The organism is Aureimonas sp. AU20, from assembly GCF_001442755.1.
In the GTDB taxonomy this organism is placed as follows: Bacteria; Pseudomonadota; Alphaproteobacteria; order Rhizobiales; family Rhizobiaceae; genus Aureimonas.
Genome location: NZ_CP006367.1, coordinates 3,024,430 through 3,050,509 on the forward strand (window position 1 = coordinate 3,024,430; position 26,080 = coordinate 3,050,509).

Sequence of the window (26,080 nt, forward strand, 5' to 3'; positions counted from 1 at the left end):
CGCTCAACCCTTCGCGCCGAGGCGCTGGCCGCTATAGCGACCCTCGCGGATCGGCTGCCACCAGTCGCGATTGTCGAGATACCAGCGGACGGTCTTTTCCAGACCCGTCTCGAACGTCTCCTCGGCCTTCCAGCCGAGTTCGGTCTCGATGCGCGTGGCGTCGATGGCATAGCGCAGGTCGTGGCCCGGGCGATCCGTCACGAAGTCGATCAGCGAGCGGCGCTTGGTGCCGTCCGCCAGCGGCGACAGGCGGTCCAGCGTGTCGCAGATCGTCTCGACCACAGCGAGGTTCGAGCGCTCGTTGCGCCCACCGATATTGTAGGAGCGGCCGATCTCGCCCTTGGTCGCGACCAGCGCCAGGGCGCGGGCGTGATCCGCGACGAAGAGCCAGTCGCGCACGTTCTCGCCCCGGCCGTAGACCGGCAGGCGCTTGCCCTCCAGCCCGTTCAGGATGATGAGCGGGATGAGCTTCTCGGGGAAATGATAGGGCCCGTAATTGTTCGAGCAGTTCGAAAGCACCACCGGCAGATGGTAGGTGTGGTGCCAGGCCATGACGAGATGGTCGGACGAGGCCTTCGACGCCGAATAGGGCGAGGACGGCGCGTAGGGCGTGTCCTCGGTGAAGAGGCTGTCGTCCAGCGGCAGGTCGCCGAAGACCTCGTCGGTCGAGATATGGTGGAAGCGGAAGGCCGCCTTGCGCTCGCCTGAGAGCTCTGACCAGTAGGCCCGCGCCGCTTCCAGAAGCTCGTAGGTGCCGACGATGTTGGTCTGGATGAAGTCGCCCGGCCCGTCGATCGAGCGATCGACATGGCTTTCGGCGGCCAGATGCATGATCGCGTCGACCTCTTCCCGGCGAAGGATGTCCAGCACGAAGGCGCGATCGAGAATGTCGCCCTTCACGAAGGTATAGCGCGGGTCGTCGGCGATCGAATCGAGCGAGGACAGGCTCGCCGCATAGGTCAGCTTGTCGAGATTGACGACGGAATGCTCCGTGTCGTTCACGAGATGCCGGCAGACGGCCGAACCGATGAAGCCGGCGCCGCCGGTGACGAGGATCTTCATGTCAGGCCTCGTTCTCGTAGACGAAGGGCGATTCGATGTCGCGAAGGTTCGGAGCCGCCTCGTCCTTGGCGGACAGGACCGGTTCGCGGCCGCCGAGAGGCCAGTCGATGGCGAAGTCCGGATCGTCGAAGCGGATGGAGCGGTCGTGCTGCCCGCTATAGGGCGCGCTCACCTTATAGAAGACCTCGGTGTGCGGAACGAGCGTGACGAAGCCGTGTGCGAAGCCGACCGGCACGAGGATTTGGTTGAAGCTTTCGGCCGAAAGCTCCAGCGACACCCACTTGCCGAAGGTCGGCGAGCCCTTGCGGATGTCCACCGCGACGTCGAGGATCTTGCCGCGCAGCACGCGAACCAGCTTGTCCTGGGCGAAGGGCGGTTCCTGATAGTGCAGGCCCCGCAGCGTAAACGCCTCGGCGGAGTAGGACTGGTTGTCCTGCATCCAGTCCTTATCGACGTTATTGGCGCGAAGTCGGTCGCGGTTGAAGGTTTCCGAGAAGAAACCGCGGTCATCCCCGAATTTCCTCGGCACGATTTCCAATACGTCCGGAATAGCCAGAGCGCGGACTTCGAGCATGAAACAACCTTCGCCTGTTGGTTTTGAAAGCGTTTAACGCTATTGCCCGGCTTGCGGCAAGAAGGGAAGCAGCGCAGCTTGGCTCCCGCCTGCCGGCTTGAACGGTTGGTTAATGTCGACAGGACGGATGGAGCAGTGGCGATGAAGGGCATCATTCTGGCGGGCGGAAGCGGCACGCGGCTGCATCCGATGACGCTGACGGCGTCGAAGCAGCTCCTGCCGGTCTACGACAAGCCGATGATCTACTATCCGCTGTCGGTCCTCATGCTGACCGGCATCCGGGACATTCTCATCATCTCCACTCCGCACGACCTGCCCCGCTTCCGCGCCCTGCTGGGCACGGGCGAGCGCTGGGGCATGAAGTTCACCTATGCCGAGCAGCCGAGCCCGGACGGGCTCGCGCAGGCCTATCTCATCGGCGAGGAGTTCGTCGGCGGCGAGAAGTCGGCGCTGATCCTGGGCGACAACGTGTTCTACGGCCACGGCCTGCCAGAGCTTCTGGGCAGCGCGGTGACGCGCGACAAGGGCGCCAGCGTCTTCGCCTATCATGTGAACGATCCCGAGCGTTACGGCGTCGTGGCCTTCGACGAAGCGGGCCGCGCCACCTCGATCGAAGAAAAGCCTCAGAATCCCGCCTCCAACTGGGCCGTCACCGGGCTCTATTTCTACGACGGGCGCGCCTCCGAGTTCGCCCGCGCGCTGAAGCCCTCGCCGCGCGGCGAGCTGGAGATCACCGATCTCAACCGCGTCTATCTCGAGGAAGGCTCGCTCAGCGTCGAATGCATGGGCCGGGGCTTCGCCTGGCTCGACACGGGCACGCCCGATTCGCTGCTGCAAGCGGCCGAATTCGTGCGCACGCTAGAGCATCGCCAGGGCTTCAAGGTCTGCTGCCCGGAGGAGATCGCGTTCAATCTCGGCTTCATCGACGCCGACCAGCTGACGCGCCTCGGCAAGGAACTCGGCAAGAGCCAGTACGGCGTCTATCTCCAGAAGATCGCCCAAGGCGGCCTCTGACCCCGGTCGCCTCGCGCTTGTTAGCAGCGGGGCGAATGGCTACTAGCTGAGAAGTCCGGGCGATCCGTCGCCCGGCAGCCTCCCGCTGCCCGCGTGCCGTGGAGGCGCCGGACCATCCGGCCCCGACAGAAGGACCATCGGATAGCATGGCTTTGACGGACGCTCCTGTTTTCGTCTCCACCGGTCACTCCGACCGGAAGGCCCGGATGCGCGAATGCGTGGCGGACTTTTCCAAGGGTCTGGGGATGCGCGAGCTCTGGCTGTTTCTGGGCTGGCGGGACGTGCGCAAGCACTACCAGCGCTCCGTGCTCGGCCCGTTCTGGCTGACGCTGTCCATGGGCCTGATGGTTCTCGGCCTCGGCATCCTCTATTCGCAGATCTTCGGGCAGGCGATCCACGACTACCTGCCCTTCCTGGCGATCGGCTTCATCATCTGGGGGCTCATCAGCGGCCTGATCATCGGCGCGTGCGACGTGTATTCCGGCGCCGCCGCCTCGGTACGGCAGGTGCGCATGCCGCTCAGCATCTACGTCTTCCAGTTCGTCTGGCGCCAGTTCATCACCTTCGCCCACAACTTCATCATCTATATCGTGGTGGCGATCTTCTTCGGCCTTTCGCCGGGGCTGAATGTGCTGATGTTCTTGCCCGCCCTCGTTCTGGTGGTGCTGAACGGCTTCTTCGTCACCATGATCCTGGCGCCGCTCTGCGCGCGCTTCCGCGACATTCCGATGATCGTGCAGAGCGTGGTGCAGATCGTGTTCTTCATGACGCCGATCCTGTGGGACCCCAAGCTCGTTCCCCAGCGCGCCGTCTTCCTTCAGGCCAACCCGTTCTACCATTTCATCGAGATCATCCGCGCGCCGCTTCTCGGCCGCGTGGCCTCGCTGGAGAACTGGACGATCTGCCTCGGGCTGACCGCCGTTCTCGGCTTCCTCGCCTTCCATTTCTTCGCGCGCTATCGCCCGCGCATCGCATATTGGGCCTGATCCCGAATGGCTTCGATCCAGTTCGAGAACGTCTCGGTCGACATTCCCGTCTTCAACGCGAGCAACCGCTCGCTGAAGAACAATGTCCTGTCCGCCGCCACCGGCGGCCAGATCCAGCCGCGCGACAGCGGCCGCATGGCCGTGCGCGCCATCGACAACCTGTCCTTCGAGCTGACGCATGGAACGCGGGTCGGCCTCATCGGCCATAACGGCGCCGGCAAGTCCACCATGCTGCGGGTCATCGCCGGCATCTACACGCCGACGGGCGGGCGCGTCACGGTCGAGGGCGACGTCGCGCCGATGTTCGACATCGGCTTCGGCATGGACCCGGACGCGACGGGCTGGGACAACATCATCCTGCGCGGCATGCTGCTTGGCTATTCCAAGCGCGAAATCCAGGAAAAGGCGCGCGACATCGCGCTCGTCAGCGATCTCGGCGAATTCCTCGACATGCCGCTGCGGACCTATTCGGCCGGCATGTCGACCCGCCTCGCCTTCGCCGTCTCCACCTCGATCAGGCCCGAGATCCTCCTGATCGACGAGGGCATCGGCGCCGGTGACGCGGCCTTCCTGGCCCAGGCGCGCGAGCGCATGCAGCGCTTCATTAGTGAAGCCGGCCTCCTCGTGCTCGCCTCGCATGCCGACGACCTCCTGCGCCAATGGTGCCGGACCGGCATCTGGATGGAGCACGGCCGAATGCGCATGCATGGCGAGATCGAAGAGGTTCTCGCCGCCTATCACGCCTCGCTCGCGGGCGGTTAAGCTTCGCCCCCCTCCTCAATCTAAGGACGCGCCTCCTCGAATACGGTTGGAGAGCATTCCCTTTTGGGTGGGGGTGTATCCAGCCGCTTCAGACGTCCGGACTGAGTCGCGCATCCCGCTTTCGCTAGGCCTCGTCGCGGTACGCCTGCCCTCGACTTGAGCAGAGAATGGATCGCGAGCACCAAGACCGAGCCACAACCTGCCCGTTCATTGATTCTCGTGTTCATTCACAGCCCGTTCGATCAGGGAATAAGCACCGAACGCTCAAACCCTGGGCGTGGTGAACTCGTCTTGAGCAGCTCCCCATCCCGCGCTGCAGGAATATCAGGAATGCCGCTCGGCGAGGCTTGGCATTTGCCCGGTTTGGCCCATTCTTGTCGGGTCGAAACGTGGGGGGTTCGGGTTGAGTGCATTTGACGAAATGCTGGCGAGCGAAGCGGGCGTGCGCGAGCCGTATCGACGGTTCCAGTCCTGGTTCGAGACGCAGGTTCCCCAGACCTTGGCCCGCAAGGCCGGCGAGGCGGAAGGCTTCTTCCGACGCACCGGCATCACCTTCAACGTGTATGGCGAACAGGAAGCGGCCGAGCGCCTGATCCCCTTCGACCTCGTTCCCCGCATCATCGCCGGCCGCGAATGGGCGCGCCTTGCCGAGGGCATCGAGCAGCGCGTGAAGGGCCTCAACGCCTTTCTCGACGACATCTATCACGATCAGGAAATCGTGAAGGCCGGCATCGTTCCCGAACGCCTCATCAAGGGCAACGAGGCCTTCGTGCCGCAGATGAAGGGCTTCCGCCCGCCCGGCGGCGTCTACACCCACATCATCGGCGTCGACATCGTGCGCACGGCTGAGAACCAGTTCTATGTCCTCGAGGACAACGCGCGCACCCCCTCCGGCGTCTCGTACATGATCGAGAACCGCGAGACGATGATGCAGATGTTCCCGGAGCTGTTCGCGCAGAACCGGGTGCGGCCGGTGGAGACCTATCCCCGGCATCTGCGCCGCTCGCTCCAGGCCGTCGCCCCCCCGGCCTGCAAGGGCACGCCACGCGTCGCCGTGCTCACCCCCGGCATCCACAATTCCGCCTATTACGAGCACGCCTTCCTGGCCGACCAGATGGGCGTCGAGCTGGTCGAAGGCACGGACCTCAAGCTGGTGGACGGGCGCATCGCCATGCGCACGACGCAAGGCTATCTGCCGATCGACGTGCTCTACCGGCGCGTGGACGACGCCTATCTCGACCCGCTCGAATTCAACCCGGACTCCGTGCTCGGCGTGCCGGGGATCATGGATGTCTACCGCAGCGGCGGCATCACCATCGCCAATGCCCCGGGCACGGGCATTTCCGACGACAAGGCGATCTATTCCTACATGCCGGAGATCGTCGAGTTCTACACCGGCAAGCCGGCGATCCTCGAAAACGTGCCGACCTGGCGCTGCGCCGAGGAACAGAGCCTGGCCTATGTGCTGGAGCACCTAGACGAACTCGTGGTGAAGGAGGTCCATGGCTCGGGCGGTTACGGAATGCTGGTCGGCCCCGCCGCCTCCAAAGGCGAATGCGAGGCCTTCGCCGCCAAGCTGCGCGCCCGACCCGGGAACTACATCGCCCAGCCGACCCTGGCGCTTTCCACCGTCCCAATCCTGACGGAAAAGGGCCTCGCCCCGCGCCACGTGGACCTTCGCCCCTTCGTGCTCGTGTCCGACACGATCAAGATCATTCCCGGCGGCCTCACCCGTGTCGCCCTCAAGGAGGGCTCGCTCGTGGTGAATTCGAGCCAGGGGGGCGGCACGAAGGACACTTGGGTGCTAGAGGACTGAACCGGAGGCGACAGGTCGGGCGGGTTCCCGCTCGGTCCCTGTCGCTCCCTTCACCAGCCCTTCCGCTCCCGGCGGAAGTTCCCGGCGGCGCGCCGCGCAAACAGGATCAGAATCGCGACAGATGGCACTTCTCGGACGCACCGCCAACGGACTCTTCTGGATGCAGCGCTATATCGAGCGGGCCGAGAACATGGCCCGGCTTCTCGACGCGGGTCTTCGTCTGTCGCTGACCAATCTTTCCGCCGAGCCCGACGAGTGGCAGTCCGTTCTGGTCTCGGCCGGCGTCGAGAACGGCTATCTCGCGAAGTACGAGAGCTTCGAGCCGGCGCAGATCATCGACTACATGCTTCGCGACTTCGACAATCCGTCGAGCGTGCTGTCCTCCATGGGTACCGCGCGCACCAACGGGCGCATGGTGCGCACGGCGTTGACGCGCGAGACCTGGGAGGCAATCAACGAAAGTTGGTTGATCCTACGCCAGCAGTTGGCAAGCCCGGTCGACGATCTGCCGGCCATCCTCGACCTCGTGAAGGCGCGCACAGCGCTGATCCGAGGCTCGTTCTACGGAACGATGCTGCGCAACCCGATCTTCGACTTCTGCAATCTCGGCACCTTCGTGGAGCGGGCCGACAACACCGCCCGCATTCTGGACGTGAAATACTGGGTGCTCATGCCCCGGCATTCCTCTGTCGGCTCCTCGCTCGACAATTATCAATGGGGCTCGATCCTGCGGTCGGTCTCGGCGCTGCGCTCCTATGCCTGGGAATACGACGCGGATCTGAGGGCCGTCGACATCATCGACTTCCTCCTCCTCAACCGGCGCATGCCGCGCTCGCTCGCCTATTCCTATCGCTGCATCCACGACAGTCTGGATTATCTCGAACGCGCCTATGGGCAGGAGCGCGAGTGCCACGCCACGGCCCGCGCCATCTCGGCCCGGCTGGAGCAGCACACCGTCACCGAGATCATCGAGGCCGGGCTTCACGAGTTCCTGGAAACGCTGATCCTCGACAACAACCGCCTGTCCAACGAGATCGCCCGAGACTTCAGCTTCTATTCCTGACCTCCCCATCCTGAAGGCTCGCGCAAGCCTCGGGGCCGTTTCGCGGCGCCGGGGCTTGTGATTGCGCGCGCGCACCGGCATATCCTCGCGCCCAAAGGCCCGTCTTCCGTCCACCCGGGGTCTCAGGAGCAGTCGAAGTGACCTATTGCGTTGGTCTTCTTCTCAATCGCGGCATGGTCTTCATGTCAGACACCCGGACCAATGCCGGGATCGACAACATTTCCGTGGTGACGAAGCTGCGCACCTGGAACGTGCCGGGCGATCGCTTCATCTGCCTCATGTCGGCCGGCAATCTGGCGACGACGCAGTCCACCATCTCGCTTCTGGAAGAGCGCGGCCTCGCCCCGCACCAGCGCACACCGACGCTTCTGACGCAGCCGAGCATGTTCCAGACGGCCAAGCTCGTCGGCGAGACGCTGCGCGAGGTGATCTCCTATACCAACGAACCCGGCAGCGAAGGTGGCAGCCGTTTTCTCGGCTCCTTCATCCTCGGCGGCCAGATCAAGGGCGGGCGCCCGCGCCTGTTCATGATCTATCCCGAAGGCAATTTCATCGAGGCGGGGCCGGATAATCCGTTCTTCCAGATCGGCGAGCACAAATACGGTCGGCCGATCCTGGTGCGCACCTACGAGCCGGAGATGGCGCTGGAAGACGCGGTGAAGCTGCTGCTCGTGTCGTTCGACTCCACGATCAAGTCGAACCTCTCGGTCGGCCTGCCGATCGACCTCCAGCTCTATGAGACCGACCAACTGGAAGGCGGCCATCGCCAGCGCTTCGACGATCGCGACCCCTACTACCGTCAGATCTCGGAAGGCTGGGGCGACGCGCTGAAATCGGCCTTCGACCAGCTCCCCCCCTTCAACGCCGTGCCGGCGAAAGTCTGACGACCGACCCCTTACGGATCGCGGCTGAGGCCCTTGGCCTCCAGCTCGGCGAGATAGGCGTTCCACAGCCGCTCGCCGTCCCGCGCGAGCTGCAGGAGGTACGACCACGTGTAGATACCGGTGTCGTGCCGATCGTCGAAGACGATGCGCACGGCATAATGACCGACCGGTAGAATATTGGCGATCGCGACATCGCGCTTGCCGCCGAGCGTCACGCGCTGGTCCGGCGAATGGCCTTGCACCTCGGCCGAAGGCGACAGGACGCGCAGCATCTCGGCCGAAATCTCGGCCGCCGGGGCACTGGGGAAACGCAAGGTCAGGCTCCGCCGGTCGGGCGAAACACGAATTTCCTGGGGGATCGGGCCTGCGGACATCGGGATTCTCCTCGGGCGCGGTGATGCGCCGGCTTGACCCGGTTGGCAAGCCTTTCCACATTCGGCTGACGACGCGAAGGAAAGGACGGCGGCTCCGGTCGCCCAGCATGAGCATCATCACGCCTCTCGCCCCGTCCGCCGGCAAGCCCGCGCTGATCGATCCGTTCCAGCGGGCGATCACCTATCTCCGGGTTTCGGTCACGGACCGCTGCGACTTCCGCTGCACCTACTGCATGGCGGAGGACATGGAATTCCTGCCCAAGCGCGACCTGCTCACGCTGGAAGAGCTCGACCGCCTGTCCACCGCCTTTATAGAGCGCGGCGTGCGGCGGCTGCGGCTGACGGGCGGCGAACCGCTGGTGCGCCGCAACGTCATGAGCCTCATCCGCTCCCTGTCCCGGCATCTCAGGAGCGGACAGTTGGACGAGCTGACGCTGACCACCAACGGCTCGCAGCTTCAACGCTTCGCTGGCGAGCTGGCCGATTGCGGCGTGCGCCGGATCAACGTGTCGCTCGACACGCTGGATCCCGACAAGTTCGCCCACATCACCCGGCGCGGAGAACTGCCGGCCGTGCTCGCCGGCATCGACGCGGCGCTGGCGGCCGGTCTCAAGATCAAGCTCAACGCGGTCGCGCTCAAGAACTTCAACGAGGGCGAGTTGCCCTTCATGCTGCGCTGGGCGCACGAGCGCGGCATGGACATGACGGTCATCGAGACCATGCCGCTCGGCGAGATCGACGAGGACCGCACTGACCGCTACCTGCCGCTGACGCTGGTGCGCAAGCGGCTGGAGGAGCGCTTCACGCTTGTCGACATTCCCTACAAGACCGGCGGTCCGGCGCGCTATGTCGAGGTGGCCGAGACCGGCGGCCGGCTCGGCTTCATCACGCCGATGACGCATAATTTCTGCGAAAGCTGCAACCGCGTCCGCATCACTTGCACCGGCACGCTCTTCATGTGCCTGGGCCAGGAGGACGCGGCCGATCTGCGGGCGGCGATGCGCGGCTCGGAGGGCGACGAGGCCCTGCACCGCGCGATCGACGAGGCGATCGGGCGCAAGCCCAAGGGGCACGACTTCGTCATCGACCGGGCGACCAAGCGCCCTGCGGTTTCGCGTCACATGAGCGTGACGGGCGGCTAGCGGCCAAAGTGGAACCGAGGGGCTGAACGCGGCGTTTGCCCGACATGTTAACGCCAGCGTCCGAAAGGCCCCGCCATGAAACCTCTCGTTAAATCCTCGCTTGCTCTCGGTGCGATCATGATGCTCGCGACCGGCTGCACCACGACAGAGCGCACGGTGGGCGGCGCTGCGATCGGCGGCGTCGGCGGCGCGGCCGTGGGCAACGCGGTCGGCGGTTCGGGCGGCGCGATCATCGGCGGTTTGGCCGGCGGCACCGCCGGCGCGCTCATCGGCCGCGAGTCCGGCCGCCGCGCGAATGGTTATTACTACTAGGCCTGTTTCGGCGAAGAATTGCAAAACACCCGCTTTCGACCTTTGAGGGTCGCAAGCGGGTGTTTTGGTTTGAACAGAGTACCGATGCCGCAGAGGGGGAAAAGGGCAAGTGCCCTTCCCTCCCCGATCAGGCTGCGATTTCACACACCTCGTAACCGCCTCGCGATTAGTCGCGACCGTCGCGATAGGCGTTCATCGCGCCGGCCGGCGAGATCGCATAGGCTCCGCCAGAGGAAGAGGACGGCAGCGCCGCCGCGAAAGCCAGCGGCATGACGCTCGCCGCCATCGCACTTGCGGCGGCTACGCCAAGGCTGCCGGGGCTCGCCAGCGGGGTGCTGGCGGTGTCGACGCGGGTCGGCTCGGCCCAGGTCGCGCGCCATTGCGCCAGTTGAAGCGTGCGCAGCGTGTCTTCGGTGGAGGCAAATCGATTGATCATGACGGGCGATCCAAACTCGAACCAGAAGCGGTCTATCCCAACAGTTTCGATGCATGCCGGTTGCGACGAGTTCGGAAAGATTAGCCGGCTCCGCCTTTCGGATGTCTTGGAGCAAAACCTAAGATTATAGGCATCGCTGCGATCGTTTTTTGAGGAGCAAGACCATGGGCGTGCTCGTGGCTGAGCTATCGACGCGGGGCATGACAAGCCCGGCTCCCATCATCCCTTCCCCGACATCGCCGCTCGCCTTCCACGGTGCGAGTCTCTAGAAGCGCCTCAACCGTCGCAGCCAAGCGGACCCGATCATGCCCCCATCAGGCGGCTTCCTAGCCGGTGAGAACGCGCGCGCCAGTCTTCTGATGATCGGCGCCATGGCGTGCTTCTCACTGAACGATATGATGGTGAAGCTTCTCTCGGCCACGATGGACTTTCCCCAGATCATGGCTCTCCGCGGCGTGATCGTTTCGACGCTCCTGATCGCGCTGGCCCTCTATCGCGGCACGCTGCGCCCGCTCGGCAGACTTCGCCATCGCAGCGTTCTCCTGCGCACCTTGGCCGATATCCTGACCACCGTCTCCTACATCTCCGCGCTCAAGCATCTGCCGCTCGGAAACGCCTCGGCCGTGTTCCAGGCTCTCCCCTTCACGATCACGATCGGCGCCGCGCTGTTTCTGGGCGAGCGGGTCGGCTGGCGGCGCTGGCTGGCCATCGCGGTCGGCTTTCTCGGCGTTCTCGTGATCCTCCGACCCACCGGCGACGGTTTCAACATCTATGCCGTGTGGGTTCTGGTGTCGGTCGTCTTCGCGGCCATGCGCGATCTCGTCACGCGGCGCATGCCGGCTTCGATCTCCTCGCTTCAGGTGGCGACGGTAACCTCCATCGCTGTCGCGACCACCGGCTTTCTCATGCTCCCCGCCGTCGGCTGGTCACCCGTCTCGGCCACCAACTGGCTGACGCTCGTGTTCGCGGCCTTCGCCATCGGCAGCGGCTATATCCTGATCGTCGCCTCCATGCGCACCGGGGACATGAGCTTCGTCGCTCCCTTTCGCTATTCCATCCTTCTCTTCGCCATGGTGCTCGGCGCCACGGTCTTCGGCGAGCGGCCGGACGTCTACGAGATCGCAGGGTCGCTGATCGTGGTGGGGAGCGGCGCCTACACGATCCACCGCGAAGGCGTGGTTCGCCGCATGGCGCGGCGGGCAGCAGCGGCGTGAGGCTGTTCGGTGCCGTGCTGGCGGGGGGCGGCGCGACGCGCCTCGGCGGCGTGCCCAAGCCCCTACTGGAGGTCGGCGGCCGAACCATGGCCGACCGCGCGCTCGATCCGCTCCGCCCTCACGCAGAGCGGCTCTTCGTCTCGACGCATCAGGGCGCGCTCTATGCGCCGCTCGGGCTCCGCACGGTGGAGGATGGCCGGCCGGACAAGCTCGGGCCGCTGGCGGGCCTCGCCGCGCTCGCCCGCGCCATTCGGCAGGAGACGGAAGCGCCCTTCCGGCTTCTCACCGTGCCTGGAGACACGCCCTTTCTACCGCCCGATCTGGCGATGCGGCTGCTGGATGGTGCCACGCCCGGCGAGGTTCGAGTGGCGAGCTTTCTCGGCCGCTGGCAACCCACCGTCGCGCTCTGGCCGGGCGAAGCGCTGGAGGGCCTGCCGGACTGGCTGGAAATCCCTGGGCGTGATCTGTCGATTCGCCGCTGGATCGAGCGCCATCCCCACCAGCCCATTGCGTTTCTGCACGTCTCGCAAGCGCCGGACGGCGATCCGTTTTTCAACGTCAACACGCCGGAAGACCTGGCGCGCGCACGCGGCTGTTTCGAGCCGGGGGAAAGGTGACCGCGACCGGAGCGAAGGCTTGCCAACGGGCGAAGCCAGCCCTTATTGCTTGTGGAATGGGCATGCCCTTTTGTCGGGCTGCCAGGCTTCTGCGAGAAGGTTGATCCATGCGATCCATCAAGACGGTTCTTTTCGCCCTGTCGGCGCTGGCGCTGACCTCGTCCCTCGCCTCGGCGCAGGAAAGCGACGCCAACAAGACCTGGACGGAGGTTCGTATCGGCTCCGAGGGCGCCTATCCGCCCTTCAACTCGCTCGACTCGTCCGGCCAGCTCAACGGCTTCGACATCGACATCGCCAATGCGCTCTGCGCCGAGATGAAGGTGAAGTGCACCTTCGTGACGCAGGACTGGGACGGCATCATCCCAGCCCTTCAGAACGGCCGCTTCGACGCGATCATGTCCGGCATGTCGATCACGCCCGAGCGCGAGAAGCAGGTCCTCTTCACCAACAAGTATTTCAACACACCCGGCGCCGTCGCTGTGCCGAAGGACTCCAAGATCGCCGACATCTCGGCCGCCTCGCTGGCCGGCAAGACGATCGGCGCGCAGGCCTCCACGACCCATTCCCAGGCGGCGGAGAAGTTCTTCCCCGACGCCGACGTGCGCGTCTATCCCACGGCCGAGGAATACAAGCTCGACATCGCGAACGGCCGCCTCGACGCCGTGACCGACGACATCGTCGTGCTCGGGCCCTGGCTGGAAAGCACGGAAGGCGCCTGCTGCAAGCTGCTCGGCACGCTGCCGATCGACGAGAGCGTCTATGGCAAGGGTCTCGGCATCGCCGTTCGCCAGGGCGACTCGAAGCTGAAGAAGATGTTCGACGACGCGATCGTCGCGATCCGCGCCAACGGCACCTACAAGACGATCCAGGACAAGTATTTCAAGTTCGACGTCTACGGCGGCTGAGCCATCGGCACCAGATGCCGGGCGGGGTGAGCGGCGGCCGAGCCGCCGCCCCGCCCTCTCCGCTTCATCCGCCGCACGGGCTGGTCGCGCCGCCGATCTTCCAAGCCAGCGCGCGAGGTGCTACCAGCGGCCTCCCCAATTCAAGGCCAGGGACCCGATGAGACCAGTCCGCAGAGGCGCCCTTCGCTGCGTCCGGTGCGCTTCGTGACGAGCGACTATCTCACGCTTCTGTCCTACGGCGCGGACGGCTGGGGCGACGAGCTTCTGTCCGGTCTTCTCGTCACCTTCTCGCTGGCGCTGGCGACCCTGCCCCTCGGCCTCGTTCTCGGCCTTGCCCTGGCGTTGGCCAAACGCGGTTCCGACCCGGCCTTGCGGCTGTCGGCCAATGTCTACACCACGCTGTTTCGCGGCCTTCCCGAGCTGCTCACGCTGTTCCTCGTTTATTACGGCGGGCAGAATTTGCTGAATTCCGTCAGCGGCGCGCTCGGCTTCGGCAATATTGAGATTTCCAGCTTCCTCGCCGGCATGATCGCGCTCGGCCTCGTGTTCGCGGCCTATTCCAGCGAGGTGTTCCTGTCCGCCTTCCAGGCCATTCCGAACGGGCAATGGGAAGGCGGCCGGGCGCTCGGCCTGCGCGAGCGGCGCATCTTCCGGCTGGTGGTCTTTCCCCAGCTGCTGCGAATCAGCCTGCCCGGCCTGTCCAATGTCTGGCTAAATCTTTTGAAGGACACTGCGCTCGTTTCCGTGGTCGGCCTCGCCGACATTCTTCGGCAGACCGGCGTCGCGGCGCGGGTGACGCGTGAATCCTTCTTCTTCTTCGCGCTGACCTGCGTCCTCTACCTCCTCCTCACCTTCGTCTCCTCGATCGCGCTTCGGCAGTTGGAGCGCTGGACCCGGCGCGGGGAGATGGCCCGATGAGCGTTCGAACCTTCGTTTCAAGGTCGAGTTGGGGCGGCCTCGCCACGCTCGGCGTGTGGCTGGCAGGCGGTATCGGCCTCGTCGCCTATCTCGTGTCGGCGTGGAACCCCGATCTCGTCGCGCGCTATGGGCCACTCTACCTCCAGGGCCTTCGCACCACGCTGATCCTCGTTTCCCTGTCCTATCTCTTCGGCATGGCGCTGTCCGTGCCGCTCGCCGCCGGGCGCCTGTCGCAGAACCGGCTGGCGCTGGCGCTGACGGGCGCCTATGTCGGCTTCTTTCGCGGCACGCCCCTGATCGCCCAGCTCTTTCTGATCTACTACGGCTTCGGCAGCTTCCGCCCCGCCTTCGAGGCGGTGGGTCTCTGGTGGTTCTTCCGCGAGGCCTGGTACTGCGCGGTGCTGGCGCTGGCGCTGAACACAGCGGCCTATCAGACCGAAATCCTGCGCGGCGCGATCCTCAGCATTCCCAAGGGCCAATGGGAGGGCGCCCGCTCGCTCGCCCTGCCGCGCTGGGTCACGCTTCGCCGGATCATCGCCCCGCAGGCGCTCATGGTCGCGCTGCGCCCCTATGCCAACGAACTGATTCTAATGGTGAAGGCCTCGGCCATCGTCGCCATCATCACGGTGTTCGATCTCTTCGGCGAAACGCGGCGCGCCTTCTCACGCTCCTTCGACTTCCAGACCTATGTCTGGGCCGCATTGTTCTATCTCGTGATCGTCGAGATCGTGCGCAACCTGACCGCGCTCGCCGAAAAGCGTCTGACGCGGCACCTCCAGCGCTGATCCCTCCTCTCCGCCACCGGACGGAATGATGCTATGGGGCAGCCAACCTCCATCCATGCGAAAGGCACGCGGCGTGGCGAAGACAGCTTTCATCGGACTGGGCGTCATGGGCTTTCCCATGGCCGGGCATCTCACGGCCAAGGGCGGGCACGAGGTCACGGTGTTCAACCGCACGACTGACAAAGCCGAGCGCTGGGCGAGCCAGCATGGCGGCGCCTTTTGCGCCACCCCGCGCGAGGCGGCCGAGGGCGCCGATTTCGTCTTCGTCTGTGTTGGCAATGACGACGACGTTCGCTCCGTCGTGCTGGGTGCGGACGGCGCCTTGGCCGGCATGAAGCCCGGCGCCACGCTGGTCGACCACACCACGGCCTCGGCGGAGCTTGCCCGCGAGCTCGACCAGGCGGCGCGCGAGAAAGGCCTGCGCTTTCTCGACGCTCCGGTGTCGGGCGGTCAGGCCGGCGCGGAGAACGGGGTTCTCACCGTCATGGTCGGCGGCGAGAGCGAGACATTCGAGGCGGCGCGGCCGGTGATCGATTCCTACGCCCGTATGGTCGGCCTCATGGGCCCGGCGGGCTCGGGCCAGCTTGCCAAGATGATGAACCAGATCTGCATTGCCGGGCTGGTGGAAGGGCTCGCCGAGGCCATTCATTTCGGCCAGAAGGCCGGGCTCGACATCGCCACCGTCGTGGACGTCATCTCCAAGGGCGCCGCCGGCTCCTGGCAGATGGAGAACCGGCACAAGACCATGGCCGCCGGGCAGTACGAGTTCGGCTTCGCGGTGGAATGGATGCGCAAGGATCTCGGCATCTGCCTCAGCGAAGCCCGCCGCAACGGCGCCTCGCTGCCCGTCACGGCGCTGGTGGACCAGTTCTATGCCGAGGTCGAGGCCGGCGGCGGCAAGCGCTGGGACACGTCTTCGCTCCTGTCGCGCTTGAACCGCTGACGCCGAATTGGCGGGAGGCTCAGGCCTCCCGCTGGTCCTTCTCCAGGATCATGTAGTCGAGCGGCAGTTCGGTGGTGGTCTTGATCCGCTCCATCGCGAAAGCGGAGGACACGTCGCGAATGTCGATCTTCGAGATCAGCCGCTTGTAGAACCCGTCATAGGCCGCGATATCGGGCACGACGACGCGCAGGAGATAATCCACGTCGCCACTCATGCGATAGAAATCAACCACTTCCGGAAATTCGTTCACCACTTCCGAGAAGCGCTTCAACCATTCCGACGAGTGCGAATGGGTGCGGATCGACACGAACACGGTGACGCGCGTGTTGACCTTGTCGGGATCGAGGATCGCGACGCGCCGGCGAATGACGCCTTCCTCCTCCAGCTTCTGGATTCGGCGCCAGCAGGGCGTCGTGGACAGGCCGACCCGTTTGGCGACATCCGCCACCGCAAGGGTCGCATCCTCCTGAAGCAGCCTCAGGATCTTCTTGTCCAAACGGTCCATGGCCGCCTCTCACATCTGCACAACGTGCACTTTGTACAACAGGCGGGGACGTCTTGTCAGAGCAGGCGCGCGATCCTCCGCCGAAGTTCAGGCAAAATCGTCTCCTCGAACCAGGGATTGCGCGAAATCCATCCGCTGTTGCGCCAGGAGGGATGGGGAAGCGGCAGAATCGTCGGCCCCTCGCGCACCTCGCCCGCACCCGCCCGCCAGAGGTCCAGCACCTCCGCAACGCTGCGCCCGGCCAACCCCGCTTTCCCCAGGTGCCAGAGCTGAGCGGCGCGGCCGACCGCCAGGATCAGCTCGAGCCGCGGCATGGCGGCGAACACCTCCCCATGCCAGCGCTGGCGGCATTCCGGGCGGGGCGGGCGGTCGCCGCCCTTCGGGTCGGTTCCGGGGAAGCAGAAGCCCATCGGCACGATGTTTATGCGCGCCGCGTCGTAGAACACGGCCTCGCCGACGCCCATCCAGGCCCGCAGGCGGACGCCGGACGGATCTGTGAAAGGCCGGCCGGAGCGATCGGCGAGATTGCCGGGCGCTTGTCCCGCGATACAGATGCGCGCGGTGTTCGACAGAGTGAACACGGGATTGGGCTCGCGCTCCAGCGGCGCGCCGAGCGGCATATCTCGGCAGATGCGGCAGGCGCGAATGCGCCGATCGAGCGAGGCGATCTCCCCGCCCTGTGCGTCCGGCCGGGCCACAGCGGGCGCCTTTTCGTGCGCGGGATGTCGTTCCTTGAGGCTTGTCACCAGCTCTTAATCCAATTTCTTAAGCTTTTCGCAAGAGCATGAGGGACCGTCTGCGCGGCAACCTCGTGTTCTAGAATTCATGTCCATTGCGGCCCCTCCTTCCCTGAACGAGAAGCTGCCCCGGCGCGGGCAGGTGCCGCGGCGTGGAGATGTCGCGGAGACCGTGCGCTCGGCGCGCGACCGGCTTCTGTCGCCCGCTGGCCTGCCGCCGCGCATCGAACTGGCGCTTCTGCGCCAGCATGTGTCGCAGCTTTTTCTCGGCCTGCCCGTGGTCGCGACGATCGTCGCGACGTTGGCCATCGCCATCGGGCTGCGCGAGACCCTGTTCGCCTGGAGCTGGATCGCCGCCAACATCGCCGGCTGTGGCCTCCTGGTTCTGGCCGTGCTCCGCTTCGAAACCTCGAACCGGCCGATCTTTCAGGCGCTGGCCTGGAAGCGTCTGTTTCTGGTCGTGCATTTCCTGGCGGGACTGCCATGGGCGCTGCTCTGGCTCTGGCCTTTGTGCGAATCGTGCGGCCTCGTCGATACGCAGGCCCTGCGCTTTGCCGCCTCCATGGGCGCGGTGGCGACGATCGCGATCATCGGCGCAGCGCTAGGCGGTGTCGTGGTCGCCATGTTCCTGCCCCTGATCGGCGCCCTTCTCTACCGGCTGGCGACGGGCACGAACGTTCTGGATCAGGCGATGCACGGGCTGCTGATCGGCGCCGTGCCGTTTTTCGCCCTGGTCGCCGACCGGCTGCGCAAGGGCGCGGTGGAGCGGCTGCGCCATCAGGCCGAGAAGGACCAGCTCGTGTCCGAGATCGAGACCGCGCGCATCCAGTCCGACGAGGCGCGCCAGCGGGCCGAGCATGCCAATCTCGCCAAGTCGCAGTTCCTGGCGACTATGAGCCACGAGTTGCGCACGCCGCTCAACGCCATTCTGGGCTTTTCCGAGGTCATCACCAACGAGATTCTCGGCCCCGTCGGCAATGCGACCTATAAGGACTATGTCCACGACATTCACAATTCGGGCCAGCATCTCCTGGATCTCATCAACGAGATCCTGGACCTGTCGCGCGTCGAGGCCGGCCGTTACACGCTGAACGAAGAGCCGCTGCTTCTGGCCGACACGGCGCGCGAGGGCATCGGCTATGTCCAGATGAAGGCCGACACCAAGCGCATCTCGATCGTCTCCGAGTTCGAGCCCAACCTGCCGCAGCTCTGGGGCGACCAGCGCTCGCTGCGACAGGTGGTGCTGAACCTCCTGTCCAACGCGGTGAAGTTCACGCCCGAGGGCGGCCGCGTCGTCTGCCGCGTGGGCTGGACGGCGGGCGGCGGGCAATATGTCTCGGTCAGCGACAACGGGCCCGGCATCCCCGAAGACGAGCTTCCGACCGTCCTCTCCTCCTTCGGGCAGGGATCGAGCGCGATCAAATCCGCCGAACAGGGAACGGGCCTCGGCCTGCCCATCGTCCAGGCGCTGATGGCCCTGCACAATGGCCGGCTGGACCTTAATTCCAAGCTCGGCCACGGCACGGAGGCCATAGCCATCTTCCCGCATTCGCGGGTGCTCGAAGTCATGCCGGCGCTGCAGGATTTCGTCTGACGAAACCTTCATTTGCGCCATCCCCGACCCCGCCCCATCTAGCCGACATGCCGACCCTTTCCCCACCCGCCACCTCGCCCTGCATCAAGGTCTGCGTCATCGAGCCCGCCAGCGGCTGGTGCCTGGGCTGCGGCCGTACGATCGAGGAAATCATGGCCTGGGGCTCGCTGAACGAGGGGGACAGGCTCACGGTCATGGCCGGGCTGCCGGAGCGGATGAGCGCGCTCGCGGCAGGGCAGGAGGCGAGCTGACATGCGCTTTCTCGCCATCCTGGTCGCCCTCTTCGCGGGCATCGTCCTTCACTGGGCCTATGGCGCGGGCGAGCCGGTGATCCCGGGGCTCGACAGCGACCGCACGGCTTCCCTCCTTTATCTCGGCCTGTGGTCGATGCTCCTCGGCAGCAGCGTCTTCGTGCTGTTTCGCCATCGCTGGGGTGAGGCGTTTCGTGCGCTCGTCATCTGGGGCTTCGCCTTTCTCGTGCTGATCGGCGCCTATGCCTATCGCGACGAGTTCGCAGCGGTGCGCAACCGCCTCATGGCCGAGCTCTGGCCGGGCTATGCCGTCAGCGCCGGCACGGGCGGCGAGGTCATGGCCGTACGCGCCGACGACCGGCATTTCCATGTCGACGCCATCGTCAACGGGCGTCCCGTCTCGTTTCTGGTGGACACCGGCGCCAGCGTCGTGGCGATCGACCCGGCGGTGGCGCGCCGGATCGGTATCGACACCGACCGCATCGCCTATACCAGCCGCATCCAGACCGCCAACGGCGTCGCCCGTGCGGCGGAGGTGACGCTCGAGAGCGTGCGCATCGGCTCGATCGAGCGCCGCAACGTGCGCGCCGTGGTGTCGGAAGGCTCGACTATCGGAAGCAGCCTTCTCGGCATGAGCTTTCTCGGCACGCTCGGCTCCTTCGAGTTTCGCGGCGACCGGCTCATCCTTCGCGATTGACGCGATCTACTTCGAGATCATGCCCAGGAAGAGATAGCCGACGATCGACAGATTGCCGATCAGGCCGAATGCCAGAACGACCCAGATGAACAACCAGAGCGGCGAGCGCTTCGGCTTGGAGAATGGGGCGGGCGGCGGGCTGGGGCGTTTGGCCTTCAAGACGACGGGTCCTTTTCGATTGCGGCGAGGTAACGGAAAACGAGTGCCGCCGTCAGGCCGCGTTCTCGGCAGTGGGCGGGGCGAGTTCGACATGCGAGAACGCCTCCAGGATCAGGTCCGGCGTGGCGTCCGGCCGCACGGCTCGCTCCGATAGGATCTGCCGCCAGCGCCGGGCGCCGGGCTGGCCCTGGAACAGACCGACCATGTGCCGCGTGACTTGGGCGAGACGCCCGCCCCGCGCCATATGCGCCGCCGCGTAGTCCGCCATCCGACTCAGAAGCGCGGGATAGTCGACGGGCTGCGCCGGACGGCCATGGATCAGCGGCCCAACCTCGGCGAGATCCGACGGATTGCCATAGGCGCCTCGTCCCATCATCACGCCGTCGAGACCCGAAAGCTGCTCCGCCGCCATGCGCACGCTGGTCAGGCCACCGTTCAAGCCGATGAACATACCCGGCATGCGCGCCTTCAGACGATGAACGCGGCCGTAGTCGAGCGGCGGAATGTCACGGTTTTCCTTGGGGCTGAGGCCCTGGAGCCAAGCCTTGCGGGCGTGGACCCAGATGGCCGAGACGCCGGCCTCGGCGGCCGCATCGGCCAGCGCGTCGAGCGCGGCTTCGGGGTCCTGCTCGTCCACCCCGATGCGGCACTTTACCGTCACGGGGATCGACACGGCGTCGCGCATCGCTGCGAGACATTCGCCCACCAGCGCCGGCTGCAGCATGAGGCAGGCGCCGAACGCGCCGGACTGGACCCGGTCCGACGGGCAGCCGACATTGAGATTGATCTCGTCGTAGCCGAACCCTTCCGCAATGCGCGCCGCCTCGGCGAGCTTGGCGGGATCTGAGCCGCCGAGTTGCAGCGCCAGCGGATGCTCCGCCGCGTCGAAGCCTAGCAGCCGTTCGCGATCACCATGCAGGACGGCGTCCGCCACGATCATCTCGGTATAAAGCAGCGCGTCCGGCGCGAGCAGCCGGTGGAAGAAGCGACACCGTCTGTCCGTCCAATCGATCATCGGCGCGACGGCGAAGAGCGGGCCTTGCGAGTAATGAGAGGGGCGTGGGGGGGCGGACATGGGACGTGCGGCTCTTCCGGTCTGACGGCTCCCGCCGGTGGAGGCGGCGTGCGGCTGGCGTCTGACCCCGACCGGGCCTGGGCGCGCCGACGGGAGCGGCATTTTCTTGGGCTTGCCCCTATATGCGTGACAAGACAGGCTTGCGCCACCCGCCGAGGGCTCGGGCGGGTGCGCGCTTGGCCATCCCGACTCGAGCGATCGGGGGCCTGGGCGCGGTGTGCTTTGCAAAATCGCCGTGATTGCCTATAGGGTCCCGACTCGATCAGCCAGCGCTCTTTGCGAAGGAAACCGTCTTGACTTCAACGTTCGACCGGGTTGCCGACATCATCGCCGAAACGAGCGAGATCGATCGGGACAGCATCACGCCGGAAAGCCACACGATCGACGATCTCGGCATCGACTCGCTCGACTTCCTCGACATCGTCTTCGCGATCGACAAGGAATTCGGCATCAAGATCCCGCTTGAGAAGTGGACCCAGCGTGTCAACGAGGGCGAGGCCAACACGGAAGAATATTTCGTGATGAAGAACCTCTGCGCCAAGATCGACGAGTTGCGCGCCGCCAAGGGCGCTTGAGCCGAGCATTGACGAACAGGATGCGCCGGCCGATCCGACGCATCCCCTGAAACGACGACCGACCCTCCGGCGAGCGCCCCGGCGTTCGCGACCTCGATCCGGCGCCCGCGCGCGCCCGGCTCGCGCTGAGAGACCTTTGATGACCCAAGCCGCCCGCGACGTTCTCATCACCGGACTGGGACTGGTTTCCTCCCTCGGAGAAGGCGTCGAGGCGCATGTCGCGCGGCTGACCGCGCCGGGAACCCCGCAGCCCGTGCTCGAGGCGGAGCGCTTCGCCCCTTATCTCCTCCATCCCCTGCCCCAGATCGACTGGAGCCGCCAGATCCCCAAGAAGGGTGACCAGCGGCAGATGGAGACCTGGCAGAAGCTCGGCGTCTATGCTGCGGGCCTCGCGCTGGAGGATGCCGGCATTCCCGCCGACGAGGCGACGCGCGCGGGCATCGACATGATCGTCTCGGCCGGCGGCGGCGAGCGGGACCCGGAGGTGGACGCGCTGGTCATGTCGCGCGCGCGCGGCCTCGCCGAGCCGCAGCCCCTGATGAACGAGCTTCTGTCGAGCGAGCTTCGCCCGACGCTGTTTCTCGCCCAGCTCTCCAATCTCATGGCCGGCAACATTTCGATCGTCCACAAGGTAACGGGCTCCTCTCGCACCTTCATGGGCGAGGAAAGCGCGGGCATGTCGGCGGTGCAGATCGCCAGCGCCCGCATCCGCTCGGGCCAGAGCCGGGTCTGCCTGGTCGGCGGCGCCTTCTCGGCCGAGCGCAAGGACCTTTTGACCAATTACGAACTCGGCGGCTTCCTCTTGCGCGACCAGTGGCTTCCGGTGCCGGGCCGCGCGGGCGAGACGGCTGGCCTCGCGCCCGGCAGCATGGGCGCCTTCCTGATCCTGGAAGACGCCGAGCACGCGGCTGAGCGCCATGCCACGGCCTATGCCAAGCTGCGCTTCGTGGCGGGCGATCGCGGCGGGCGGGACGATTCGGCCTTCCGCCGCCGCTTCGGACGCCTGTTGGACGAGGCGGATGCGCGGGACGAAGAGCTTCTGGTTCTCTCGGGCGCGACGGGCCTCGACGGGGTGACCGAAGCGGAGACCGAGCTTTTGCGCGAGCACTATCCTCACGCGGCCCATCGCGCCTATGGCACGGCGATCGGCCACGGGTTCGAGGCGCATTTTCCGGCCGGCGTGGCGCTCGCCGCCGCGCTGCTCGCGGCCCGCAAGCTGCCCTCGCCGGCGGCGGGCGGCGAGGAGCGGCCGGCCGAATTCGAGCCAAAGCGCGCGCTGGTGACCGGCGTCGGCCATGTGCGCGGCGAAGGCGTCTGCCTGATGGAAGCGGTCTGAGGCGGGCTTCAGCCACCTCACCCACGGATCGGCGCGGCGCACCGTGCCAGGGACGAAAAGACGATCATGGCTTCAAGCGATCTCGATTTCCTCGGCCGCCCGGTGGTCGCCATCACCGGCATCGGCGTCGTGTCCTCGCTCGGGCGCGGCGTCGCCGACAATTGGTCGGCGCTGGTGTCCGGCCGCTCCGGCATCCACACGATCACGCGCTTTGCCACCGACAATCTGCGCACCACGATCGCCGGCACGGTGGACTTCATGGCCGTCGAGCCTTGGAGCGGCATCGATCTTTCCTATGCGCTGGCGGAAGCGGCCGGCACCGAGGCGATCGCCATGGCGGGTCTCGACCCCACCGGTTTCGACGCGCCGCTGTTCCTGGCCGCCCCGCCAATCGAGCTGGAATGGTCGCAGCGCCTGGCACTCGACAAGCTGACCGGCGAAGCGCGCGAGGAAGCCGGCTATGACCGGCTGATGGAACTCGCCCGCCAGCACCGCTCGCGCGCCGTCTACGACCTCACCCTGTTCGGCGGCATTTCCGACCGATTGGCCGACAAGCTCGGCACGCGCGGCCTACCCGTCACGCTCTCCACCGCCTGCGCGTCTGGCGCCAGCGCCATCCAGCTCGGCGTCGAGGCGATCCGGCGCGGCGATGCGGAGCGCTGCATCGCCATCGGCACCGACGGCTCGGTCGGCGCCGAGGCGCTAATCCGCTTCTCGCTCCTCTCGGCTCTCTCGACGCAGAACGAGCGGCCGGAAAAGGCCTCCAAGCCTTTCTCCAAGGATCGCGACGGCTTCGTCATGGCCGAAGGCGCAGGCGCGCTGGTGCTGGAATCGCTGAGCGCCGCTAAGGCGCGGGGCGCCACCATCCTCGGTGTTCTGCTCGGCGTCGGCGAGAAGGCCGACGACTTCCATCGCACCCGCTCCAAGCCGGACGGCTCGCCCATCATCGCGACCATTCGCGCGGGTCTGGAGGATGCCGGGTTGCAGCCCGCCGACATCGGCTATGTCAACGCTCACGGCACCTCGACGCCCGAGAACGACCGTATGGAATATACCGGCCTCTCCGCGGTGTTCGGCGACGTGCTGACCGGCGTGCCCGTCTCCTCCAACAAGTCGATGATCGGCCACACGCTGACGGCGGCCGGCGCCATCGAGGCGGTGTTCTCGGTGCTTTCCATGCGCGAGGGCACGCTGCCCCCTACGATCAACTACGACCAACCCGACCCGGCCATTCCGCTCGACATGGTGCCCAATGCCGCGCGCTCGGCCGACGTTTCGGCGGTTCTCTCCAATTCCTTCGGCTTCGGCGGCCAGAACGTCTCGCTCGTGATCGGGCGCGAGCCGCGTAGCTAGGCTCCAAAGGGTTCATCTCTCCATGCAGGCTCTGCAGCTCGTCGCCGACAAGGATCTTCGCCGCGTCGAGATCGACGAACCCGGCGCGCCCGGTCCCGGCGAAGTCACCGTCCGCATCCAGGTCGTGGCGCTCAACCATATCGACGTCTGGGGCTGGCGGGGCATGGCCTTCGCCAAGCGCAAGATGCCGCTGACGATCGGCGCCGAGGCTTCGGGCGTGGTGGAGCGGCTGGGCGAAGGGACGTCCGGCCTCGTGCCCGGCCAGCTCGTGTCGATCTACGGCGCGCGCACCTGCGGCCTGTGCAAGGCCTGCCGCGAGAAGCGGGACAATCTCTGCGAGCACGTCTCGGGCGTCCACGGTTTCCATCTCGACGGCTTTGCGCAGGAACGGGTGAACCTGCCGGCCCGCCTTCTCGTCCCCGCCCCTCCGGGCTGCGACGCGGTCGGCGCTGCGCTCGCCCCCGTCACCTTCGGCACCGTGGAACACATGCTGTTCGACAATGCCAAGCTGGAGCCGGGCGAGACGATCCTCGTTCATGCCGGCGGCTCCGGCATCGGCACGGCCGCGATCCAGCTCGCCAAGCGCCATGGCGCGACCGTCATCACCACGGTCGGCTCCGACGACAAGATCGAGCCCGCGCGAGCCCTCGGCGCCGATCATGTGATCAATTATCGCACCGACCGCTTCGAAGGCGTCGTGCGCAAGCTCACCAAGAAGCGCGGCGTCGATGTCGTGTTCGAGCATGTCGGCAAGGACACGTTCGCCGGCTCCATGCTCTGCATGAAGCGCGGCGGGCGGCTCGTCACCTGCGGCTCGACGTCGGGCGTCTCCACCGAGATGAACCTGATGATGCTGTTCCAGCAGCAGCTGAAGCTCATGGGGTCCTTCGGCTGCCGCATGGAGAACATGGCCGACGCCATGCAGAAGATGGCGCGCGGCTTGGTGAAGCCGGTGATCGACACCGAAGTCGGGCTGGACGACATCGCCGTCGCGCTCGACCGGATGGAAGGGCGCCGCGTCTTCGGCAAGATCATCCTCCATATGGACCGTGGGACCGGCACCGCCGGATGAACCCGACGCTCGCCAAGGCCTGGAAGATCCAGAAGAAGACGCGCGACTTCCTGGCCGCCAAGGCGCTGTTCGCGATCCTGCGCGTCCTGCGCCTGCTTCCGGCCCGTCAGGGTCTGGAGGCGGCTGACCGCCTCGCCCGGATGATCGGCCCCCTCACCTCGCGCCACAAGCTGGCGGTCGAGAATCTGAAGCTCGCCTATCCCGAGAAGGACGCGGCCTGGGTCGAGACGACCGCCCGCGCCAATTGGGGCCAGATGGGACGCATCGCGGCCGAGTACGTGTTCCTGGACGAGATCTTCGACTTCGACCCCGAGCGGCCGCCGGGCGAAGGGCTGATCGAGGTCGATGGGATCGACCTCTTCCTGGAACTGCGCGACAGCGGCAAGCCGATCATCTTCTTCACAGGCCATCTCGGCTGCTTCGAGCTCTTGCCGATCTGCGCCGCGACCTTCGGTCTCGACGTGACCGCGCTGTTCCGCCAGCCCAACAATCGCTATGTCGCCCGCGAGGTTCTGGCCGCGCGCAAGACGCGGGGCGGTCATCTTGTGCCCTCCAAGGCGGGCGCGGCCTGGGCGCTTGCCAGCATTCTCGACCGGCAAGGCAAGGTCGGGATGCTGGTGGACCAGAAATTCGCCAAGGGCGTGCCGACGACCTTTTTCGGCCGCCCCTGCCGCACCAACCCGCTCCTGCCCAAGCTGGCCCGTCAGTTCGACTGCGACGTCTACCCCGCGCGCTCGATTCGCTTACCCAACGGGCGCTACAGGCTGGAACTGCAGCCCCGGCTCGACCTGACGCGCACGGAGACCGGTGAGATCGACATCGCGGCCAGCTGCCAACAGCTGAACGACGTGGTGGAAGGCTGGGTACGCGAGCATCCCGACCAATGGATGTGGTTCCATCGCCGCTGGCAGACGTAAGC

30 protein-coding genes are annotated in these 26,080 nt (G+C 66.1%); 22 read left to right on the plus strand and 8 right to left on the minus strand.

Annotation, left to right across the window (positions count from 1 at the left end):
* Positions 1 to 3 precede the first annotated feature (3 nt).
* Together rfbB and rfbC are read right to left on the minus strand one after the other, a co-directional pair.
* Positions 4 to 1,062: a dTDP-glucose 4,6-dehydratase gene (rfbB, locus tag M673_RS13660; protein ID WP_061976552.1), complete on the minus strand. Its 1,059-nt coding sequence runs from the start codon at positions 1,060 to 1,062 to the stop codon at positions 4 to 6.
* A gap of 1 nt (position 1,063) precedes the next feature.
* Entirely contained in the window at positions 1,064 to 1,636 is a 573-nt protein-coding gene (gene rfbC / locus M673_RS13665; RefSeq protein ID WP_061976553.1) for a dTDP-4-dehydrorhamnose 3,5-epimerase, read from the minus strand.
* A gap of 141 nt (positions 1,637 to 1,777) precedes the next feature.
* Between rfbC and rfbA the strand changes: the two genes are divergently transcribed.
* The 6 genes from rfbA to M673_RS13695 all read left to right on the plus strand — a co-directional run bounded on the left by rfbA (position 1,778) and on the right by M673_RS13695 (position 8,161).
* A complete protein-coding gene (gene rfbA, locus M673_RS13670) occupies positions 1,778 to 2,650 on the plus strand; it encodes a glucose-1-phosphate thymidylyltransferase RfbA (protein WP_061976554.1) in 873 nt (290 codons plus the stop codon).
* 146 nt (positions 2,651 to 2,796) lie between these two features.
* Positions 2,797 to 3,636 (plus strand): ABC transporter permease, encoded by an 840-nt coding sequence (locus tag M673_RS13675; RefSeq protein ID WP_061976555.1) that lies wholly within the window; start codon positions 2,797 to 2,799, stop codon positions 3,634 to 3,636.
* 6 nt (positions 3,637 to 3,642) lie between these two features.
* Positions 3,643 to 4,398 carry an ABC transporter ATP-binding protein gene (locus tag M673_RS13680; RefSeq protein ID WP_061976556.1) on the plus strand — a complete coding sequence of 252 codons (756 nt, stop codon included), beginning with the start codon at positions 3,643 to 3,645 and terminating at the stop codon, positions 4,396 to 4,398.
* A gap of 403 nt (positions 4,399 to 4,801) precedes the next feature.
* A complete protein-coding gene (locus M673_RS13685; protein WP_187301268.1) occupies positions 4,802 to 6,214 on the plus strand; it encodes a circularly permuted type 2 ATP-grasp protein in 1,413 nt (470 codons plus the stop codon).
* A gap of 121 nt (positions 6,215 to 6,335) precedes the next feature.
* Entirely contained in the window at positions 6,336 to 7,277 is a 942-nt protein-coding gene (locus M673_RS13690; protein WP_061976558.1) for an alpha-E domain-containing protein, read from the plus strand.
* A gap of 137 nt (positions 7,278 to 7,414) precedes the next feature.
* A complete protein-coding gene (locus M673_RS13695) occupies positions 7,415 to 8,161 on the plus strand; it encodes a proteasome-type protease (protein WP_061976559.1) in 747 nt (248 codons plus the stop codon).
* An 11-nt stretch (positions 8,162 to 8,172) separates the two neighbouring features.
* Here M673_RS13695 and M673_RS13700 read toward each other — a convergent pair whose 3' ends face one another.
* Complete coding sequence (locus M673_RS13700; RefSeq protein WP_061976560.1) at positions 8,173 to 8,535, minus strand: gamma-butyrobetaine hydroxylase-like domain-containing protein; 363 nt, start codon at positions 8,533 to 8,535, stop codon at positions 8,173 to 8,175.
* 107 nt (positions 8,536 to 8,642) lie between these two features.
* Here M673_RS13700 and moaA point away from each other — a divergent pair, with 107 nt between their 5' ends.
* Both moaA and M673_RS13710 read left to right on the plus strand, forming a co-directional pair.
* Positions 8,643 to 9,677: a GTP 3',8-cyclase MoaA gene (moaA, locus tag M673_RS13705; RefSeq protein WP_061976561.1), complete on the plus strand. Its 1,035-nt coding sequence runs from the start codon at positions 8,643 to 8,645 to the stop codon at positions 9,675 to 9,677.
* Between the two features lie 75 nt (positions 9,678 to 9,752).
* Positions 9,753 to 9,989, plus strand: a complete 237-nt coding sequence (locus M673_RS13710; protein WP_061976562.1) for a YMGG-like glycine zipper-containing protein — start codon at positions 9,753 to 9,755, stop codon at positions 9,987 to 9,989.
* A 166-nt stretch (positions 9,990 to 10,155) separates the two neighbouring features.
* On the opposite strand, the gene M673_RS13715 is transcribed toward M673_RS13710, so the two are convergent.
* Entirely contained in the window at positions 10,156 to 10,425 is a 270-nt protein-coding gene (locus M673_RS13715; RefSeq protein ID WP_061976563.1) for a hypothetical protein, read from the minus strand.
* Positions 10,426 to 10,730: 305 nt separating this feature from the next.
* On the opposite strand from M673_RS13715, the gene M673_RS13720 reads away from it, so the two are divergent.
* From M673_RS13720 to M673_RS13745, 6 genes are all read left to right on the plus strand, one after another.
* The gene (locus M673_RS13720) at positions 10,731 to 11,639 is read left to right on the plus strand and encodes a DMT family transporter (RefSeq protein WP_061976564.1); all 909 of its coding nucleotides are present in this window, start codon (positions 10,731 to 10,733) and stop codon (positions 11,637 to 11,639) included.
* Positions 11,636 to 12,256 carry a molybdenum cofactor guanylyltransferase gene (gene mobA / locus M673_RS13725; protein WP_082639451.1) on the plus strand — a complete coding sequence of 207 codons (621 nt, stop codon included), beginning with the start codon at positions 11,636 to 11,638 and terminating at the stop codon, positions 12,254 to 12,256. The genes M673_RS13720 and mobA overlap by 4 nt, the downstream gene beginning before the upstream one ends.
* A gap of 107 nt (positions 12,257 to 12,363) precedes the next feature.
* Positions 12,364 to 13,161, plus strand: a complete 798-nt coding sequence (locus M673_RS13730; RefSeq protein WP_061976566.1) for an ABC transporter substrate-binding protein — start codon at positions 12,364 to 12,366, stop codon at positions 13,159 to 13,161.
* Positions 13,162 to 13,365: 204 nt separating this feature from the next.
* Entirely contained in the window at positions 13,366 to 14,079 is a 714-nt protein-coding gene (locus M673_RS13735) for an ABC transporter permease (RefSeq protein ID WP_061977851.1), read from the plus strand.
* On the plus strand, positions 14,076 to 14,864 hold the full coding sequence (locus tag M673_RS13740) for an ABC transporter permease (RefSeq protein WP_061976567.1): 789 nt from the start codon (positions 14,076 to 14,078) through the stop codon (positions 14,862 to 14,864). Before M673_RS13735 ends, M673_RS13740 begins: the two co-directional genes overlap by 4 nt.
* Before the next feature lie 73 nt (positions 14,865 to 14,937).
* The gene (locus tag M673_RS13745) at positions 14,938 to 15,807 is read left to right on the plus strand and encodes an NAD(P)-dependent oxidoreductase (RefSeq protein ID WP_061976568.1); all 870 of its coding nucleotides are present in this window, start codon (positions 14,938 to 14,940) and stop codon (positions 15,805 to 15,807) included.
* A 19-nt stretch (positions 15,808 to 15,826) separates the two neighbouring features.
* On the opposite strand, the gene M673_RS13750 is transcribed toward M673_RS13745, so the two are convergent.
* Positions 15,827 to 16,312, minus strand: coding sequence for an Lrp/AsnC family transcriptional regulator (locus tag M673_RS13750; protein ID WP_061976569.1), 486 nt, complete (start codon positions 16,310 to 16,312; stop codon positions 15,827 to 15,829).
* A 56-nt stretch (positions 16,313 to 16,368) separates the two neighbouring features.
* Entirely contained in the window at positions 16,369 to 17,061 is a 693-nt protein-coding gene (locus M673_RS13755) for a uracil-DNA glycosylase family protein (protein ID WP_374755569.1), read from the minus strand.
* Between the two features lie 76 nt (positions 17,062 to 17,137).
* On the opposite strand from M673_RS13755, the gene M673_RS13760 reads away from it, so the two are divergent.
* The 3 genes from M673_RS13760 to M673_RS13770 are packed head-to-tail and all read left to right on the plus strand — an operon-like array spanning position 17,138 to position 19,591.
* Positions 17,138 to 18,643 (plus strand): sensor histidine kinase, encoded by a 1,506-nt coding sequence (locus M673_RS13760; protein WP_061976570.1) that lies wholly within the window; start codon positions 17,138 to 17,140, stop codon positions 18,641 to 18,643.
* 47 nt (positions 18,644 to 18,690) lie between these two features.
* Entirely contained in the window at positions 18,691 to 18,894 is a 204-nt protein-coding gene (locus M673_RS13765) for a DUF1289 domain-containing protein (protein WP_061976571.1), read from the plus strand.
* 1 nt (position 18,895) lies between these two features.
* Positions 18,896 to 19,591 (plus strand): retropepsin-like aspartic protease family protein, encoded by a 696-nt coding sequence (locus M673_RS13770; RefSeq protein ID WP_061976572.1) that lies wholly within the window; start codon positions 18,896 to 18,898, stop codon positions 19,589 to 19,591.
* 6 nt (positions 19,592 to 19,597) lie between these two features.
* Here the strand turns inward: M673_RS13770 and M673_RS24655 are convergent, their stop codons facing one another.
* Together M673_RS24655 and dusA are read right to left on the minus strand one after the other, a co-directional pair.
* Positions 19,598 to 19,750 (minus strand): hypothetical protein, encoded by a 153-nt coding sequence (locus M673_RS24655; protein WP_156421135.1) that lies wholly within the window; start codon positions 19,748 to 19,750, stop codon positions 19,598 to 19,600.
* A 52-nt stretch (positions 19,751 to 19,802) separates the two neighbouring features.
* Positions 19,803 to 20,825, minus strand: coding sequence for a tRNA dihydrouridine(20/20a) synthase DusA (gene dusA / locus M673_RS13775; protein WP_061976573.1), 1,023 nt, complete (start codon positions 20,823 to 20,825; stop codon positions 19,803 to 19,805).
* A 293-nt stretch (positions 20,826 to 21,118) separates the two neighbouring features.
* Between dusA and M673_RS13780 the strand changes: the two genes are divergently transcribed.
* The 5 genes from M673_RS13780 to M673_RS13800 all read left to right on the plus strand — a co-directional run bounded on the left by M673_RS13780 (position 21,119) and on the right by M673_RS13800 (position 26,078).
* Entirely contained in the window at positions 21,119 to 21,400 is a 282-nt protein-coding gene (locus tag M673_RS13780; protein ID WP_019996367.1) for an acyl carrier protein, read from the plus strand.
* A 139-nt stretch (positions 21,401 to 21,539) separates the two neighbouring features.
* Positions 21,540 to 22,736, plus strand: a complete 1,197-nt coding sequence (locus M673_RS13785; RefSeq protein ID WP_061976574.1) for a beta-ketoacyl-ACP synthase — start codon at positions 21,540 to 21,542, stop codon at positions 22,734 to 22,736.
* Between the two features lie 66 nt (positions 22,737 to 22,802).
* Positions 22,803 to 24,089: a beta-ketoacyl-ACP synthase gene (locus M673_RS13790; RefSeq protein ID WP_061976575.1), complete on the plus strand. Its 1,287-nt coding sequence runs from the start codon at positions 22,803 to 22,805 to the stop codon at positions 24,087 to 24,089.
* A gap of 22 nt (positions 24,090 to 24,111) precedes the next feature.
* Positions 24,112 to 25,161, plus strand: a complete 1,050-nt coding sequence (locus tag M673_RS13795; protein WP_061976576.1) for a zinc-binding dehydrogenase — start codon at positions 24,112 to 24,114, stop codon at positions 25,159 to 25,161.
* Entirely contained in the window at positions 25,158 to 26,078 is a 921-nt protein-coding gene (locus tag M673_RS13800) for a lipid A biosynthesis lauroyl acyltransferase (RefSeq protein WP_061976577.1), read from the plus strand. The genes M673_RS13795 and M673_RS13800 overlap by 4 nt, the downstream gene beginning before the upstream one ends.
* Positions 26,079 to 26,080: the final 2 nt, after the last annotated feature.

Excerpts from the sequence above, each read along its gene's own strand:
- rfbB (WP_061976552.1), bottom strand. The coding sequence starts at position 1,062 with ATGAAGATCCTCGTCACCGGCGGCGCCGGCTTCATCGGTTCGGCCGTC.
- rfbC (WP_061976553.1), bottom strand. The coding sequence starts at position 1,636 with ATGCTCGAAGTCCGCGCTCTGGCTATTCCGGACGTATTGGAAATCGTG.
- rfbA (WP_061976554.1), top strand. The coding sequence starts at position 1,778 with ATGAAGGGCATCATTCTGGCGGGCGGAAGCGGCACGCGGCTGCATCCG.
- M673_RS13675 (WP_061976555.1), top strand. The coding sequence starts at position 2,797 with ATGGCTTTGACGGACGCTCCTGTTTTCGTCTCCACCGGTCACTCCGAC.
- M673_RS13680 (WP_061976556.1), top strand. The coding sequence starts at position 3,643 with ATGGCTTCGATCCAGTTCGAGAACGTCTCGGTCGACATTCCCGTCTTC.
- M673_RS13690 (WP_061976558.1), top strand. The coding sequence starts at position 6,336 with ATGGCACTTCTCGGACGCACCGCCAACGGACTCTTCTGGATGCAGCGC.
- M673_RS13700 (WP_061976560.1), bottom strand. The coding sequence starts at position 8,535 with ATGTCCGCAGGCCCGATCCCCCAGGAAATTCGTGTTTCGCCCGACCGG.
- moaA (WP_061976561.1), top strand. The coding sequence starts at position 8,643 with ATGAGCATCATCACGCCTCTCGCCCCGTCCGCCGGCAAGCCCGCGCTG.
- M673_RS13710 (WP_061976562.1), top strand. The coding sequence starts at position 9,753 with ATGAAACCTCTCGTTAAATCCTCGCTTGCTCTCGGTGCGATCATGATG.
- M673_RS13715 (WP_061976563.1), bottom strand. The coding sequence starts at position 10,425 with ATGATCAATCGATTTGCCTCCACCGAAGACACGCTGCGCACGCTTCAA.
- M673_RS13720 (WP_061976564.1), top strand. The coding sequence starts at position 10,731 with ATGCCCCCATCAGGCGGCTTCCTAGCCGGTGAGAACGCGCGCGCCAGT.
- M673_RS13730 (WP_061976566.1), top strand. The coding sequence starts at position 12,364 with ATGCGATCCATCAAGACGGTTCTTTTCGCCCTGTCGGCGCTGGCGCTG.
- M673_RS13740 (WP_061976567.1), top strand. The coding sequence starts at position 14,076 with ATGAGCGTTCGAACCTTCGTTTCAAGGTCGAGTTGGGGCGGCCTCGCC.
- M673_RS13750 (WP_061976569.1), bottom strand. The coding sequence starts at position 16,312 with ATGGACCGTTTGGACAAGAAGATCCTGAGGCTGCTTCAGGAGGATGCG.
- M673_RS13760 (WP_061976570.1), top strand. The coding sequence starts at position 17,138 with ATGTCCATTGCGGCCCCTCCTTCCCTGAACGAGAAGCTGCCCCGGCGC.
- M673_RS13765 (WP_061976571.1), top strand. The coding sequence starts at position 18,691 with ATGCCGACCCTTTCCCCACCCGCCACCTCGCCCTGCATCAAGGTCTGC.
- M673_RS13770 (WP_061976572.1), top strand. The coding sequence starts at position 18,896 with ATGCGCTTTCTCGCCATCCTGGTCGCCCTCTTCGCGGGCATCGTCCTT.
- dusA (WP_061976573.1), bottom strand. The coding sequence starts at position 20,825 with ATGTCCGCCCCCCCACGCCCCTCTCATTACTCGCAAGGCCCGCTCTTC.
- M673_RS13785 (WP_061976574.1), top strand. The coding sequence starts at position 21,540 with ATGACCCAAGCCGCCCGCGACGTTCTCATCACCGGACTGGGACTGGTT.
- M673_RS13790 (WP_061976575.1), top strand. The coding sequence starts at position 22,803 with ATGGCTTCAAGCGATCTCGATTTCCTCGGCCGCCCGGTGGTCGCCATC.
- M673_RS13795 (WP_061976576.1), top strand. The coding sequence starts at position 24,112 with ATGCAGGCTCTGCAGCTCGTCGCCGACAAGGATCTTCGCCGCGTCGAG.
- M673_RS13800 (WP_061976577.1), top strand. The coding sequence starts at position 25,158 with ATGAACCCGACGCTCGCCAAGGCCTGGAAGATCCAGAAGAAGACGCGC.